Below are 15,488 nucleotides of genomic sequence, written 5' to 3' on the forward strand. Positions count from 1 at the left end.
CGCGGGCCGGCCGCCACTCCGGCTAAGAAAGACACCCCTCCATGAGCAAGCAGTCCGGGTCACTGCGCCGCTACATCCTCATCAGGATCGCGCTCGCAATCCCCATGGTCCTCATCCTGCTGGTGATGGTCTTCGTCCTGATGCGGGTGGCCCCCGGTGATCCCATCTCGGCCTCCCAGGGCGGCAAGCTCAACGCGGCGGAACTCGCCGCGAGAAAGCATGCCGCGGGCTTCGACGCCCCGCTGTACCAGCAGTTCTGGGACTACCTGAAGTCCGTCATCACCCTGAACTTCGGCACCACGTTCTCCGACCGTCGCAGCGTGCGCGACATCATCATCGAGAACGGCGGCGCCACGCTCACCCTGACCTTCGGCGCACTGCTCTTCGCGACCCTCATCGGCATCCCGGTGGGCCTGCTCGCGGGCCGGCTGCGGGACAGCGCGATCGACATCGGCGGCCGGCTCTTCGGCATCCTCAGCTACGCCGTCCCGGTCATCGTCGCGGCTCCCCTGCTGAAGCTCGCCTTCGGTGAGACCTCCGGCCAGGCCTCGCCGCTGGTGCAGCTGAACGTGCCGACCCAGACCCACATCCTCATCGTGGACGCCGCGATCGTGGGCGACTGGGACGCGGTCAGCGACATCGTCAACCACATGGTGCTGCCCTCGATCGCGCTGGGCCTGCTGATCGTCGGTGTCTTCATCCGCATGATCCGCATCAACCTGATCCAGTCGCTGCAGGGCGACTACATCGAGGCGGCCCGCGCCCGCGGTGTGAAGGAGGGCGCCGTCGTCGCACGGCACGCCTTCCGCAACGCCATGGTCCCGGTGATCACGGTCCTCGGTCTCCAGGTCGCGATGCTGCTCAGCGGTGCGGTCCTCACCGAGAAGATCTTCAACTGGCCCGGTATCGGCCGCCAGCTCATCGACTACATCACCCAGCGCGACTACGTCGCCGTCCAGGGCATCGTCACCGTCTTCGCCCTCGCCGTCGTCGTGATCAGCATGCTGATCGACTTCATCAACGCGCTGATCGACCCGAGGGTGCGGTACTGATGGCCCAGACAACACTTCCCGTTCCGCTCGACCCGGAGATCACCCCCAAGGCTCCGGTCCCCGGAAAGTCCGTCCGCTTCGGCGGTCTGCGACGCATCGTGATCGCCATCCGGCAGGCCCACGGCGTGCCCAAGTTCATGCTGTGGACCGGTGTGGTCCTCACGGCGCTCTTCGTGATCACCGCGATCTTCGCCCCGCTGATCGCCCCGTACGACTTCGACACGTACCAGTCCGGCGGCAAGAACTTCCCGAAGCAGGGCGCCCCGGACGGCGACCACTGGTTCGGCACCACCGTGCAGAGCCTGGACGTCGTCTCCCGGACCGTCTACGGCGCCCGTACGGCCCTCGAGGTGATGATTCTCGCCGTCGTCTTCTCGCTCATCCTGGGGGTCCTCCTGGGCCTCCTGGCGGGCTACTTCGGTGGCTGGCTCGACCGCATCCTGGTGCTGGTGATGGACGCGCTCTTCGCGTTCCCGTACCTGCTGCTCGCCATCGTGACGGGCTTCGTCTTCTCCGGCATCACCGGCGGAGGCGTGGTGACGGCCGCGCTGTCGATCACCGTGGTCTACATCCCGCAGTACTTCCGGGTGGTCCGCGCCTCGGCGCTCTCCGCCCGTGAGGCCACCTTCGTGGAGGCGGCCCGCGCGATGGGCGCCAAGCCGTCCGTGGTGATCCGCAAGTACCTGTTCGGCAACGTCATCCAGTCGGTGCCCGTCATCGGCACGATGAACGCCGCCGACGCCATCGGCACGCTGGCCGGCCTGGGCTTCCTGGGCCTCGGCATCCAGCCCACCGACGCCGCCGAGTGGGGCTACGACCTCGACCGCGCGATCGACGACGTCAACGCCGGCATGTGGTGGACCACGGTCTACCCGGGTGCAGCCATGGTCATCGCGATCCTCGGCTTCACGCTGCTCGGTGAGGGCCTCAACGACGTCCTCAACCCGACCATGCGCCGCCGCCGCATCACCAAGGTGCTGCTGCCGGCGTTCAACCGCCGCCGCGTCGTGACCGCCGGGAGCGCACAGCTCACGGCCACCGCCGGGACCGCCGGGACCGCACAACTCGCAGCAACCGCGGCGACTGCGAACACCGCACCGACCGCAGCAACCGCAGAAGAAGGGGAGGCCGCGAAATGACCGAACCTGTCCTTTCCGTACGCGACCTGCGCGTCTGGTACGGCACCGAGCGCGGACCCGTCCGCGCCGTCGACGGCGTCAGCTTCGACGTCCGCCCCGGCGAGACCCTCGGCCTGGTCGGCGAGTCCGGCTGCGGCAAGTCCACCCTCGGCCGCGGCGTGCTGGGCCTGGCGCCCACCGTCGCCTCCGTCGACGGTGAAGTGATCCTGAACAGCAAGGGCGGCAGGGGCCGCAACCTGGTCGGCCTGCCGGCCAAGGAGCTGCAGAAGCTGCGCGGCCCGGACCTCGGGCTGATCTTCCAGGAGCCGATGACGCGGCTCAACCCGCTGATGCGGGTCTCCCAGCACTTCGAGGAGGCCCTGCACACGCACCACAAGGACCTCTCGAAGAAGGAGCTGCGCGAGCGAGCCGTCGAGGCGCTGCGCGGCATGGGCATACCCGAGAGCCGGTACGAGAGCTACCCCCACGAGTTCTCGGGCGGTATGCGCCAGCGCATCATGATCGCGCTCGCCCTCGTGCTGCGCCCGGCGTTCATCGTCGCGGACGAGCCCACCACCGCCCTCGACGTCCTCGTCGAGGCACAGATCATCAAAATCCTGGCCGATCTGCGCAAGAACTTCGACACATCCCTTGTGCTGATCACCCACAACCTCGGTATCGTCGCCGAAGCGTGTGACCGGGTCGCGGTGATGTACGCGGGCCACATCGTCGAACAGGGCGATGCCCGCGAAGTGTTCGCGAACCCGCAGCACCCGTACACCAAGGAGCTGCTCCGCTCCACGATCTCGCTCTCCACCACCGGACTGCACTTCATCCCGGGAAGCCCCCCGGACCTGGTGCACCCGCCGGAGGGTTGCCGGTTCAGCCCGCGCTGCCCGGTGGCGATGCAGGGATGCGCGAAGGTGGAGCCGCCCGAGGTGGTCCTGCCGTCCGGCGTGCACAGCGTCTGCTGGCAGCAGGCGATCGAGGTCGACCCCTCGATGGCCGACGAGTTGGGAACGGGTGGGCGCGAGCCGCTCGCCGCCGTGAAGGAGATCAGCGTTGCTGACGAAGCCTGATACAGAAGCGAGCGGTGTCGTAGCTCTCGACGACCGCGAGACGCTGGTCGAGATGGAGGACCTCGAGGTCCACTTCGGCATGCGGGGCAACGTCTTCGGCCGGCTCGCCGGCAAGGCGGCGGGTGCGGTGAAGGCCGTCGACGGCGTGAACCTGAAGCTGCGCAAGGGCGAGGTGCTCGGCCTGGTCGGCGAGTCCGGCTCCGGCAAGACCACCCTCGGCCGGACCCTGCTCGGCATGAACCGTGCCACCGGTGGCACCATCCGCTACCGCGGCGAGGACATCACCGAGTTCGGCGAGCGCAAGATGCGGCCGCTGCGCCGCAAGCTGCAGATGGTCTTCCAGGACCCGCACGCCTCGCTCAACCCGGCGATGGACATCCGCACCGCCGTCGGCCACCCGCTGCGCATCCACAACCTGGTGAGCAGCGACGAGGAGTACGACGCCAAGGTCACCCACGCCCTGGAGCGGGTCGGCCTGACCCCTCCCGAGCGGTACCTGACGAAGTTCCCCGGCGACCTGTCCGGCGGCCAGAAGCAGCGGGCCGTGCTGGCCCGCGCGATCATCGCCGAGCCGGAGCTCCTCGTCGCCGACGAGCCGATCTCCATGCTCGACATGAGCGTCCGCGCCAAGATCCTGCAGCTGATGCTGGACCTCAAGCGGGACCTGGACCTGACGTACGTCTACGTGACGCACGACCTGGCCAGCGCGAAGTTCTTCTGCGACACCATCGCGATCATGTACCTCGGCCGGATCGTGGAGTACGGGCCCACCGCGGAGGTCTTCGCCGACCCCAAGCACCCGTACACCAAGGCGCTGCTGGCGGCGATCCCCGAGCCCGACCCGACCCTCGCCGTCGAGCGCGAACTGCTGCGCGGCGAGATTCCGGACGCGGCCAGGCCGCCGCTGGGCTGCTCCTTCCACCCCCGCTGCCCGGTCGCGCTGGCCGGCTGCGGCTGGGAGGCCCGCGACCTGCGTGGCCTGCTGGAACGCCGGTGGCTCGAACTGCCGCCGGCTGAGGCGGGCAAGGAAAGAGCGCTCTTCGGCGATCTTGACGCGCTCTCCGAATCAGGGGTCACTTCTGCCGCAGTCACCCCCGGCAGGGGGCACAGCGCGGAAGATGTGCTGGAATACCTCCGCCGACTCCGTGAGGAGGCCTCGGCGGCCGAGCCGCGCGAGCCCTTCTGGCGGGGCGTGATCACGATGCACGCCGAAGGCGGCCGGGCCGTGGTGGAGTTCTCGCCATCACAGGACCCGCGGCTCAACCTGCTGCCGGAAACGGACGTCCAAGTGGCCTGCCACCTGTACCCCGGATCCGGCGGATAACCGCATCATCACCCACACGGTGGCGGGCGGCGCAGGCGTCGCGTCGCCCGCCCGGGAACGGTAAGGATCTACTGAGGCACTGAAGGACCCGAGGGGAAACGACGAGGATGAACCGTAAGCTACTGGTGCCGGCGATGCTTCTCGGCGCCGTCGCACCCGCCCTCGCCGGTTGTGGCGGTTCGGGCAGTGGCGGTGACAGCAGCGGTAAGCCCATCGTCGTCGGGACCACGGACAGCATCAAGCTGACCAAGGAGAACCCGTCCCCTCTGGATCCGGCGACGTCGTACGACAGCGCCACGTGGAACGTCTTCTACAACACCTTCCAGATGCTGCTGCGCTACCCGCGCAGCGGTACCACCCCGGAACCCGACGCCGCGGAGCAGTGCGGCTTCAGTGACCAGGCCGGGCAGGTGTACCGGTGCACGCTCCGCAAGGGGCTCAGTTTCTCCAACGGTCACGCGCTGACGGCCGAGGACGTCAAGTTCTCGGTCGACCGCATGCTGAAGATCAACAGTGACAACGGGCCGGCGTCGCTGATCTCCGGCGTCGCCACCGTGCAGGCGCCCGACGACCGCACGGTGGTCTTCCGCCTCAAGGCGCCGGACACCACCTTCCCGCTCAAACTGGCCACGCCCGCCGCGGCGATCGTGGACAGCGACGTGTACCCCGCGGACAAGCCGTACGACGGCTTCAAGATCACCGGGTCCGGTCCCTACGCGCTCGACGACTTCCAGCAGGACAACAAGGCCGTCTTCTCCAGGAACACGAACTACAAAGGCTCCCTGAAGCTGAACAACAGCAAGGTGGAGCTGCGGATGTTCACATCCGCCGACACGATGGAGGCGGAGCTCAAGAAGGGCGCCGTCGACGTCGCCACCCGCACCATGCGCCCCGACCAGATCAACCGGCTGCTCAAGGCCGGCGACGGCCAGAACGTCAAGCTCACCGAAGCGGCCGGCACCGAGGCCCGCTACCTGTTCTTCGACACCACGGACCCCGCGGTCCGGCCCAAGGCCGTACGGCAGGCCATCGCCCAGGTCCTGGACCGCCAGGCGCTGACCCGCGATGTCTTCCAGCGGACCGCCGAGCCGCTGTACTCGCCGGTCCCGGTGGGCATCACCAGCCACGCCAACTCCTTCTTCAAGGCCTACGGCGACCCCAGCGCGACCAAGGCCAAGGCGCTGCTCCAGGCGGCCGGGATCGACGACAAGGTCGCCTTCGACTACTGGTACCGCAAGGACCTCGCCGGTTCCAGCAACAAGGAGGAGGCCGAGGCGATCAAGGCGCAGCTCGACGCGAGCGGCCTGTTCGACGTCACGCTCAAGAGCGAGGAGTGGAGCGTCTTCCTCTCCCAGGCCAAGCAGCACAAGTACGCCGCCTACGCTCTGAGCTGGCTGCCCGACTTCCCGGACCCGGACAACTACATCGCGCCGTTCTTCGACAAGGGCAACTTCCTCAAGCTGCCCTACCAGAGCGAGATCATCCAGCGCCAGGTGATCCCGCAGACCCGCCAGCAGTCCCAGCGCAGCGCCACCATCACTGATTTCGAGACCGCTCAGAAGATCATCGCCCAGGACGTACCGATGCTGCCGCTGTGGCAGGGCAAGCAGTACATCGCTGCCCGCAGTGACATCACCGGTGTGGAATGGGCGCTCAACTCCTCCACCACCACCCAGTTCTGGGAACTGGGGCGGGGCGTGACGGGTTGATCAGCACATACATAGGGAGAACGTCGAGGATGAATCGCAAGCTGCTTGCGCTGCCGATAGTCGTGGGTCTGATGATGCCCGTGCTCGCCGGTTGTGGATCCGGCAGTGGCAGTGGGGACGACGGCAAGGCGATCGTCTTCGGCACCACCGACGAGTTTCACCTGACGCCGCAGTCCCCGGCTCCGCTGGACCCCGTCACGGGCTACGACATCCAGTCCTGGAACGTCTTCTACAACACGTTCCAGACGCTGCTGCGCTACCCCCGCAGCGGTACGGACCCGGAACCCGAAGCCGCCAAGGAATGCCACTTCGCCGACGGGCTCGGCGAGCAGTACCGCTGCACCCTGCGGGACGGTCTCGAGTTCTCCAACGGTCACTCGCTCACGTCCAAGGACGTGAAGTTCTCCATCGACCGGCTGCTCACGATCAAGGACGAGAACGGCCCGTACAGCCTTCTGACCAACGTCGACAAGGTCGAGACGCCGGACGACGCCACGGTCGTCTTCCACCTCAAGGACCCCGACGCCACCTTCCCGTACAAGCTGGCCACGCCCGCCGCGGCCATCGTGGACAGCGAGGTGTACGACGCGAAGAAGCAGCACGCGGGCTACGACATCATGGGCTCCGGGCCGTACCAGCTGGCCTCCTTCAAGGAGGGTGAGTCGGCGGTCTTCACGAAGAACCCGCACTACAAGGGCACGATCAAGCTGAACAACAGCAAGATCGAGCTCAAGTTCTTCAAGAACTCCACGGAGATGGAGAAGGCCCTCGAGGCCGGCGACATCGACGTGATGAACCGGTCGATGACGCCCGACCAGCTCAACCGGCTCAACATCAGCACCAGCGGCAACGTCAAGCTGACCGAGACGGCCGGCACCGAGATCCGCTACCTCGTCTTCAACACGGCCGACCCGGTCGCGAAGCAGACGGGGGTCCGCGAGGCCATCGCCCAGCTCGTGGACCGGCAGGCCATCACGCGCGACGTGTACAAGCGCACCGCCGAACCGCTCTACTCCATGATCCCGGCGGGCATCACCGCGCACGCCACCTCGTTCTACAATGCCTACGGCGACCCGAGCGTGGCGAAGGCCCGCAAGAAGCTGAAGGACGCCAACATCACCACGCCGGTCGAGCTGACGCTCACGTACACGACCGAGCACTACGGCGAGGCCACCAAGCAGGAGTTCGAGCTGCTCAAGAAGCAGCTGGACGCCAGCGGGCTGTTCAAGATCAAGCTGCAGCCGGTGGCCGACTGGCACACGTACACCGACGGCGGGCGCAAGCACCAGTACCAGGCGTACGGGATGGGCTGGTTCCCCGACTTCCCGGACCCGGACAACTACGTCGCACCGTTCTTCGGCAAGGACAACTTCCTCGAGCTGGCGTACGCGAACCCGGCCATCCAGAACCAGCTGATCAAGGCCACCCGGCAGAAGACGCAGCGGAGCGCCACCTTCTCCGACTTCACCCAGATGCAGAAGCTCATCGCCAGTGACGTGCCGATCCTGCCCCTGTGGCAGGGCAAGCAGTACCTCGCCGCCCGCAGTGACATCACGGGCACCGAATGGACGCTCAACGCGTCCTCCACGACCCAGTTCTGGGAGCTGGGACGAGGTGTGACGGGCTGATCAGGACACGGGAGAGGGCCCGGACGACACGGTCGTCCGGCCCCTCTCCCGTACCCCCGGTCAGCAGGGGTCGACCTTGCCCCTGGGGCAGACCGCGGCATCGGGGCAGCCGGGCCGCGGGAGCAACCAGGACGCGGCCCACGCCGCCGACCGGCTCCAGGCCGCCGGCGGCCTCCTCGACGCCTTCGAGAACGCCGTACCGGGCCGCCGGAGGCCGTGGGCGATGAGTTCCGGGCCGCCGGCGGGTCTGTCGTGAGAGGAGCCACGACAGGAGGCCAGCGGTGAGCGCAGTCGACGAGGTGCCGGAACCGTCGGAACGGCGGCCGGGCCAGGACCCGGACGCGGCCGTCTGGGTCCTGGCCGGCCCGCTCACCCGAGCCGGCGTCCCCGAGCTGTGCGCGCGCCTGCGCGACCGGCTGCACGGCGGCGAGCCCGGCTGGGTGACCTGCGACGTGGCCGCGCTCACCGACCCGGACGCGACCACCGTCGAAGCACTGGCCCGGCTGCAGCTGACCGCCCGGCGGCTCGGCAGCCGCATACGGCTGCGGAACGCCTGCGGCCGGCTGCTCGGCCTGCTGACCCTGGCGGGCCTGCGGGACGTGCTGCCCCTGGAGTAGCCCCGGAGGCAGCTCCCACCACCGGCAGGGGGCTACGGCTCCAGCCGCGGGGGCAGACCGAACAGCGGAAACAGGTGCGCGGTGTCGAGGAACGCGTTGATGCCGGTGATCCGGTCTCCCGCGATCTCGATGACCTGCAGCGCCCACGGCACGTGACCGCCGTCGGAGCCGGGCCGGTACTGGCCGAAGGCCGGTGAGCCGTTCGCCGTCACGGGCACCAGCCGCGAGCCCGCGCAGCCTATGCCGGTCCCGAGCATCCAGCCGCGAATGTCCGCCGGACCGCGGAACCACAGCTCGTACGGCGGCATCGACAACGTCGCGTCCTCGCGCAGCAGCTCGGTGAGCGAGTCCAGGTCGTAGCGCTCGAAGGCGTCCACGTAGCGGGCCAGCAGGGCGCGCTGCGCCTCGTCCATCGGCCGGGCCGGGTCACTGGCGGTGACATCGCCCGCGGCGAGCGCCGAACGGGCCCGCTGCAGTGCGCTGTTGACCGACGCGACCGTCGTGTCGAGCAGCTCCGCGACCTCGCTCGCCTTCCACGCCAGCACCTCCCGCAGGATCAGCACCGCGCGCTGCCGGGGCGCCAGGTGCTGCAGCGCGGCGACGAAGGCCAGCCGGACCGAGTCGCGCTGCGCGGCCACCTCGGCCGGATCGCCGCCCGAGGGCAGCATCCGCGCGTCGGGCATCGGCTCGATCCACGTCGCCTCCGGCAGCGCCGGGGTCAGGGGCGACGAGGACGGGACGGGGGACGCGAGATCCATCGGGCGGGCCCGGCGCTCGCGTGCCTTGAGCATGTCCAGACAGACGTTGGTGGCGATGCGGTACAGCCACGACCGCAGCGACGCCCGGCCCTCGAACCGGTCGAAGCTCCGCCACGCCCGGACCATCGTCTCCTGGACGGCGTCCTCCGACTCGAACGCCGATCCCAGCATCCGGTAGCAGTAGCCCGTCAGCTCCACCCGGTGCCGCTCCAGCTGCAGCTCCGAAGCCACGCCGTCCATTGCCGCGAGATCACTCATCGAGGGCCCCTTGTCGACCGTCGGCCGTCAGCTCCAGCCGTTGCGACCGATCCTAGGCGGGGGGTCCGACAATGGGCCCGGGACCGCTCCGACCTTGCTGGTTTCCTCCTCCGGCGGGCGAACCCGTGGGAAGATCCCGGGCGAGCAGGTCCATCATGAGGCTGTCGTGCCACGTTCCGTCGGGACCGCGCTCGTAGTCGCGCATGATGCCGACCGGCCGGAATCCCGCCTTGGTGTAGCAGCGGATGGCGGCGGCGTTGTCGGCCGCGGGATCGATGATCAGCCGGTGGTGCCCGTGGCCGGTGATCAGATGGCCGACCAGGGTGCGGACGGCGTCGGTGCCGAGGCCCCGGCCGTGGCAGGCGGGGTCGACGTAGATGTCGATGTTCGCGTGCCGGTAGTCGGGCTCCTCCTCGGCGCTCCACTGGATCGCGCCCACCACCCGGCCCTCGTACTCGATGGTGAAGTGCTCCGTGTCCGGCTCGGCGAAGTCCTCGGCGATGGACGCGGCCATGCCGTCCGGGTCACCGCGCCACCGCGCGTACACCTCCGGTGTCGAGCGGATCGCGGTGAGCGCGGGGATGTCGTCGGCCGTGGCCGGACGCAGCGTGACCGCGGCGCCGTGAAGAGTCGTCTGCATGGCGGGGACGTTACCGACCCGGCCGCAGCCGGTCATGAGGGCCCGCCCGGCCACTCAGCCCGCTCCGGGGCGCACCAGCCCGCTCTCGTACGCGTACACCGCCGCCTGGACGCGGTCGCGCAGGCCCAGCTTGGTCAGCACGTGCCCGACATGGGTCTTCACGGTCGTCTCGCTGACGAACAGCTCCGCCGCGATCTCCGCGTTCGACAGCCCCCGGGCGACCAGCTTCAGCACCTCGACCTCGCGCTCGGTGAGGGTGTGCAGCGGCTGCGGCACGGAGTCCTCGCCGGAGGGCAGCCGTCCCGCGTACTTGTCCAGGAGCCGGCGGGTGATGCTGGGCGCGAGCATCGCCTCGCCCGCCGCGACCACCCGGATGGCCTGCACCAGTTCGGCGGCCGGCGCGTCCTTGAGCAGGAAGCCGCTGGCACCGGCGCGCAGCGCCTCGACCACGTACTCGTCCAGGTCGAAGGTGGTCAGCACCAGCACCTTCGCCGGTCCGTCCCGCCCGGGGCCGGTGATCTGGCGGGTCGCCTCGACCCCGTCCATCCGCGGCATCCGGATGTCCATCAGCACCACGTCGGGCTGCAGCGCCCGCACCTGGTCCAGAGCCTGCTGGCCGTCCCCGGCCTCACCGATGACGGCGAGGTCCGGCTCGGCCTCCAGGATCATGCGGAAGCCGGTACGCAGCAGCGGCTGGTCGTCCACCAGTAGGACGCGAATCGCCACAAGATCTCCCTCGTCGTTGCCGGACCCGCCCCATTCTTGCCTAGACCAGGTCGTCCCCGGACGGCGCGGGGGCCGGGAGCGGCAGCGGATAGGGCGGGGGAGTGCCCCCGAACTCCGGACAGAACGCCTGGTGGTCGCACCAGCCGCACAGTTTGGTGCGCCGCGGCAGCCATTCGCCGGTCGTGGTGGCCTCGCGGATCGCCTCCCACAGCGCCAGCAGCTTGCGCTCCACGCTCCGCAGGTCCGCCTCCGACGGGTCGTACGTGATCACGTCGCCGCTGCCCAGGTAGACCAGCTGCAGCCGGCGCGGCACCACCCCGCGCAGCCGCCACAGCACCAGGGCGTAAAACTTCATCTGGAACAGCGCCTCGCCTGCGTACTCCGGGCGCGGGGCCTTGCCCGTCTTGTAGTCGACCACCCGCAGATCACCGGACGGCGCCACGTCGAGCCGGTCGACGTACCCGCGCAGCGTCAGCCCCGAGTCCAGCACCGTCTCGACGTACATCTCCCGCTCGGCGGGCTCCAGCCGCGTCGGGTCCTCCAGCGTGAACCAGCGGTCGACGAGCTGCTCGGCGCTCTCCAGCCACCGGGTGAGCGCGGGTCCGTCCGCCACCTCGAAGAGCTGGGCCAGCTCCGGCCGGGCGGCCAGCAGCTTCTCCCACTCGCCCGGGACCAGGGAACGGGCCCGGTCCGCCGTACGTTCGACGGCGGGTGAGTCGAAGAGCCTTTCGAGCACCGCGTGCACGACCGTGCCCCGGGTGGCGGCCTCGCTCGGCTTCTCCGGCAGCTTGTCGATCACCCGCAGCCGGTACAGCAGGGGGCACCGCATGAAGTCCGCCGCCCGTGACGGGGAGAGCGACGACGGTGGCCGGGGAGGGATGTCTGAGGTGCTGGTGCCCATGGCAGACGACCCTACGGCCTCCCACCGACAGCCGGTGTCGGCCGCGGACCACCGGGCAATACCATCGAAGACAGCGGCCCTCGCATCGTGTGATCGACTCGACCGGTGTGCGAGGGTTCAGACATGAACGAGGGGAACCAGTGAGCGAGAGCGGGCAGCCGCCGTCCCAGGGCACGCAGGCCCAGCCGGGGAACGGGCAGAAGAAGCGCCCGCGGGAAGCCGGCGGCGGCATCCTGATGGGCCGCATCTTCGGCGTGCCCGTCTACGTCGCTCCCAGCTGGTTCCTGGTCGCGGCCCTCATCACCTGGGTCTTCGGCGGCCAGCTCGAGGAGGTGCTGCCCGAACTCGGCGCCATCCGCTACCTCGTCTCGCTCTTCTTCGCCGTCGCCTTCTACGCCTCGGTCCTCATCCACGAGCTCGCGCACACCGTCGCCGCGCTGCGCTTCGGCCTTCCCGTGCGCCGCATCCAGCTGCAGTTCTTCGGCGGCGTCTCGGAGATCGAGAAGGAGTCCGAGACCCCCGGCCGGGAGTTCGTCCTCGCCTTCGTCGGCCCGCTGCTCTCCCTGGTGCTGGCCGGGATCTTCTACGGCGGGATGCAGGCCGTCGAGCCCGGCACGGTCCCCGGCGTGCTGCTCGCCGGCCTCATGATCAGCAACCTGATCGTCGCCGTGTTCAACCTGCTGCCGGGCCTTCCGCTGGACGGCGGCCGGATGCTCAGGGCCGTCGTGTGGAAGATCACCGGCAAGCCGATGAGCGGTACCGTCGCCGCCGCCTGGACCGGCCGCGCGCTGGCCATCGCCGTCCTCTGCCTGCCCCTGCTCACGTACGACAACGCAGCCGGCACCAGCGGGTTCGACTCGATCACCGACGCCCTGCTCGCCGCGATCCTCGCCGCCATCATCTGGACCGGCGCCGGGAACAGCCTGCGCATGGCCCGGCTGCGCGAACGACTCCCGGCCCTCCAGGCCCGCGCCCTCACCCGGCGCGCCGTGCCCGTCAGTTCCGACACCCCGCTGTCCGAGGCGCTGCGCCGCGCCAACGAGGCCGGCGCCCGCGCCCTGGTCGTCGTCGACGGCCAGGGGGACCCGACCGCGGTCGTCCGCGAGGCCGCCATCGTCGGCATCCCCGAGCACCGGCGCCCCTGGGTCGCCGTCAGCGGCCTGGCCCAGGACCTCAAGCCGGGCATGAGGGTCTCCACCGAGCTCGCCGGCGAGGACCTGCTCGACACCCTGCGGGCGACCCCGTCGACCGAGTACCTGGTCGTCGAGCCGACGGGCGAGATCTACGGAGTGCTGTCGACGGCGGACGTGGAGAAAGCCTTCCTGGCCGCCATGGCCCGCCCCCAGGTCTGAGCAGCAACCCCCAGAGGTCTGAAACGCCGGCACAGAACCCCCGGGCGAGTGAGCCGAAGGGGCGCGTCCTTGTCGAAAAGGAGAGCGCGCGGAGATCGTGAGGAACGAGCGATCGAGCACGGTCGACTGTCGACAAGGGCTGTAGCGCCCCGGAGGCGAACCGAGCCCCCGAAAAGAGGGGCTAGGCTGTTGGTATGTCCGAACCGACCGGTGCCGCCCGCCGTCGCGGCCCATTCCAAGTCGGGGACCAGGTCCAGCTCACCGACCCCAAGGGACGCCACTACACGTTCACGCTCGAAGCCGGAAAGCAGTTCCACACCCACAAGGGCGCTTTCCAGCACGACGAGTTGATCGGTAGCCCCGAAGGAAGTGTTGTCCGTACCACGGGGAACGTCGCCTATCTGGCGCTGCGCCCCCTGCTCCCCGACTATGTCCTGTCCATGCCACGCGGTGCCGCAGTGGTCTACCCCAAGGACGCGGGGCAGATCCTGTCGATGGCCGACATCTTCCCGGGCGCCCGGGTCGTCGAAGCGGGAGTCGGGTCGGGATCGCTCAGCACCTTCCTGCTCCGCGCCGTCGGCGACCAGGGCATGCTGCACTCCTACGAGCGCCGTGCCGACTTCGCGGAGATCGCCACCCAGAACGTCCAGCGCTACTTCGGCGGAGAACACCCCGCTTGGCAGCTGACCGTCGGCGACCTCCAGGACAATCTGTCCGACACCGACGTCGACCGCGTCATCCTGGACATGCTCGCCCCGTGGGAATGCCTCGACGCCGTCTCCAAGGCGCTCGTCCCCGGCGGCATCCTGTGCTGCTACGTCGCCACCACCACGCAGATGGCCCGCACCGTCGAGTCCATTCGTGAGCACGGCACCTTCAACGAGCCGGCGGCCTGGGAGACCATGGTCCGAAACTGGCACGTCGAGGGCCTCGCGGTACGCCCCGACCACCGCATGATCGGGCACACCGGCTTCCTGCTCACCGCTCGCCGGCTCGCCGACGGCGTGGAGCCGCCGATGCGCCGACGCCGCCCCTCCAAGGGCTCGTACGGCGAGGACTACACCGGCCCCGGCAGCGAGAGCGGGAGCAAGCGCGCACCCGCCGACGCACCCGCGGTCGTCGAAGCGCCCGCCGCCGAGGCACCCGCCGCCGACGCGCCGGCCGCGCCCGAGGCAGCCGCCGAGTAATACCGGGCCACGCCCGCAGAGAGCAGCGGGAGGCGCCGGTGCCCGAACCCCCACAAGGGTTCCGGCACCGGCGCCTCCCGCATTTCCGGCGCACCGGCCCTCCCGGCCGCCCCTGCGGTTCCACCGGAGTGTGACGTGTGGCACCATGCTGGCCACCCCCTCGAACAAACTCCCCAGGAGCCAGGCGAGTGCAGCCCTCCGCAGGACCGGCCCTTCCGCATACCCGCGCCCGCTCGGTGCACTGGATCTCCACCGCCGCACTGCTCGCCGCGGTCATCGGCGCCGGGGCCCTCGTCCAGCCCGCCGACGCCTCCCCCCACGCCTCCGAGGAGCCCGCAGGCCTCGCCCCCGACCCCAGGACGGCCCCGTACCCGCTCGACTGCGCGGGAGCCCCCGTGGAGGTCGTCAGCCGCGCCTCGGGGGACCTGGACCAGGACGGCCGACCCGAGACGGTCGCCGTCGTGCACTGCCGGGCCGAGGCGGGCACCCCGCCCACCGGCGTCTACGTCCTGGCGGCCGGCGCGGAGCCCGGCAGCGCGCCGCGCGTCGTGGCCACCCTGGTCGATCCGGCGGAAGAGCGCAGCATCACCGGCTTCGGACTCCAGGGACGCACCATCCGGGCGACGGTCCTTGGGTACTCCAGCGACACCACCCCCCGCTGCTGCCCGGACCAGAAGCGGGCGTACACCTGGCAGTGGAGGTCCGGGCGGTACTACGCCACCCCGGGCGCCCTCGCGAACAGCATCTGAACCGGCGCCGGCCGCCGCGTCAGCCCGTCACGCGGCGTCGGGGCCGAAAACCTCCACCCGGTCGGTGACACGACGGACGTGGATGCAGTCGCCAGGGCACTCCTTGGCCGAATCCACCACGTCGGTGAGCAACGTCAGCGGCACGGGGGCCGTGGCGCCCGGGGCCTGCCGCAGCTCGTCGTCGTGGCCCTTGACGTACGCCAGCCCGTCGATGTCGAGCTCGAACACCTCCGGCGCGTACTGCACACAGATCCCGTCGCCGGTGCACAAGTCCTGGTCGATCCAGACTTCCAGCTCCTGCGCGCCGGCCTCGGAAACGTCACTCACGGGGTACCTCGCCTGCCGTTCATGGATCGGCCCGCACACGGACCGCAACAGTCCCTGACGGGT

15 protein-coding genes and 1 pseudogene are annotated in these 15,488 nt (G+C 69.7%); 11 read left to right on the forward strand and 5 right to left on the reverse strand.

Annotated features, from left to right (window positions below):
- Positions 1-41: 41 nt before the first annotated feature.
- From O3X23_RS02345 to O3X23_RS02380, 8 genes are all read left to right on the forward strand, one after another.
- Positions 42-1,052, forward strand: a complete 1,011-nt coding sequence (locus tag O3X23_RS02345; RefSeq protein WP_269269352.1) for an ABC transporter permease — start codon at positions 42-44, stop codon at positions 1,050-1,052.
- Entirely contained in the window at positions 1,052-2,191 is a 1,140-nt protein-coding gene (locus O3X23_RS02350; protein WP_269269354.1) for an ABC transporter permease, read from the forward strand. Before O3X23_RS02345 ends, O3X23_RS02350 begins: the two co-directional genes overlap by 1 nt.
- Positions 2,188-3,249: an ABC transporter ATP-binding protein gene (locus O3X23_RS02355; RefSeq protein WP_269269355.1), complete on the forward strand. Its 1,062-nt coding sequence runs from the start codon at positions 2,188-2,190 to the stop codon at positions 3,247-3,249. The genes O3X23_RS02350 and O3X23_RS02355 overlap by 4 nt, the downstream gene beginning before the upstream one ends.
- Positions 3,233-4,573 carry an oligopeptide/dipeptide ABC transporter ATP-binding protein gene (locus O3X23_RS02360; protein ID WP_269269356.1) on the forward strand — a complete coding sequence of 447 codons (1,341 nt, stop codon included), beginning with the start codon at positions 3,233-3,235 and terminating at the stop codon, positions 4,571-4,573. Before O3X23_RS02355 ends, O3X23_RS02360 begins: the two co-directional genes overlap by 17 nt.
- 107 nt (positions 4,574-4,680) lie before the next feature.
- On the forward strand, positions 4,681-6,282 hold the full coding sequence (locus O3X23_RS02365; RefSeq protein WP_269269358.1) for an ABC transporter substrate-binding protein: 1,602 nt from the start codon (positions 4,681-4,683) through the stop codon (positions 6,280-6,282).
- 29 nt (positions 6,283-6,311) lie between these two features.
- Positions 6,312-7,910 (forward strand): ABC transporter substrate-binding protein, encoded by a 1,599-nt coding sequence (locus O3X23_RS02370; protein ID WP_269269359.1) that lies wholly within the window; start codon positions 6,312-6,314, stop codon positions 7,908-7,910.
- Between the two features lie 76 nt (positions 7,911-7,986).
- Positions 7,987-8,166 carry a hypothetical protein gene (locus tag O3X23_RS02375; protein WP_269269360.1) on the forward strand — a complete coding sequence of 60 codons (180 nt, stop codon included), beginning with the start codon at positions 7,987-7,989 and terminating at the stop codon, positions 8,164-8,166.
- 25 nt (positions 8,167-8,191) lie between these two features.
- Positions 8,192-8,527 carry an STAS domain-containing protein gene (locus O3X23_RS02380; protein WP_269269361.1) on the forward strand — a complete coding sequence of 112 codons (336 nt, stop codon included), beginning with the start codon at positions 8,192-8,194 and terminating at the stop codon, positions 8,525-8,527.
- A 32-nt stretch (positions 8,528-8,559) separates the two neighbouring features.
- Here the strand turns inward: O3X23_RS02380 and O3X23_RS02385 are convergent, their stop codons facing one another.
- The 4 genes and pseudogenes from O3X23_RS02385 to O3X23_RS02400 form a co-directional block, all read right to left on the reverse strand.
- Complete coding sequence (locus O3X23_RS02385) at positions 8,560-9,543, reverse strand: sigma-70 family RNA polymerase sigma factor (protein ID WP_269269363.1); 984 nt, start codon at positions 9,541-9,543, stop codon at positions 8,560-8,562.
- 130 nt (positions 9,544-9,673) lie between these two features.
- A pseudogene (locus O3X23_RS02390) lies at positions 9,674-10,183 on the reverse strand (GNAT family N-acetyltransferase); the annotation flags it as partial.
- A gap of 54 nt (positions 10,184-10,237) precedes the next feature.
- Entirely contained in the window at positions 10,238-10,909 is a 672-nt protein-coding gene (locus tag O3X23_RS02395; protein WP_269269365.1) for a response regulator, read from the reverse strand.
- 40 nt (positions 10,910-10,949) lie between these two features.
- On the reverse strand, positions 10,950-11,810 hold the full coding sequence (locus O3X23_RS02400) for a RecB family exonuclease (protein WP_269269366.1): 861 nt from the start codon (positions 11,808-11,810) through the stop codon (positions 10,950-10,952).
- Between the two features lie 140 nt (positions 11,811-11,950).
- Between O3X23_RS02400 and O3X23_RS02405 the strand changes: the two genes are divergently transcribed.
- The 3 genes from O3X23_RS02405 (at position 11,951) to O3X23_RS02415 (ending at position 15,098) form a co-directional block, all read left to right on the forward strand.
- Positions 11,951-13,162, forward strand: a complete 1,212-nt coding sequence (locus O3X23_RS02405) for a site-2 protease family protein (RefSeq protein WP_269269367.1) — start codon at positions 11,951-11,953, stop codon at positions 13,160-13,162.
- 194 nt (positions 13,163-13,356) lie between these two features.
- Positions 13,357-14,349, forward strand: a complete 993-nt coding sequence (locus tag O3X23_RS02410; RefSeq protein ID WP_269269368.1) for a tRNA (adenine-N1)-methyltransferase — start codon at positions 13,357-13,359, stop codon at positions 14,347-14,349.
- Positions 14,350-14,537: 188 nt separating this feature from the next.
- Positions 14,538-15,098, forward strand: coding sequence for a hypothetical protein (locus O3X23_RS02415; RefSeq protein WP_269269369.1), 561 nt, complete (start codon positions 14,538-14,540; stop codon positions 15,096-15,098).
- 27 nt (positions 15,099-15,125) lie between these two features.
- Here O3X23_RS02415 and O3X23_RS02420 read toward each other — a convergent pair whose 3' ends face one another.
- Positions 15,126-15,425 carry a ferredoxin gene (locus O3X23_RS02420; RefSeq protein ID WP_269269370.1) on the reverse strand — a complete coding sequence of 100 codons (300 nt, stop codon included), beginning with the start codon at positions 15,423-15,425 and terminating at the stop codon, positions 15,126-15,128.
- Positions 15,426-15,488: the final 63 nt, after the last annotated feature.

It is taken from the genome of Streptomyces sp. H39-S7, assembly GCF_027158205.1.
Taxonomy (GTDB): Bacteria; Actinomycetota; Actinomycetes; order Streptomycetales; family Streptomycetaceae; genus Actinacidiphila.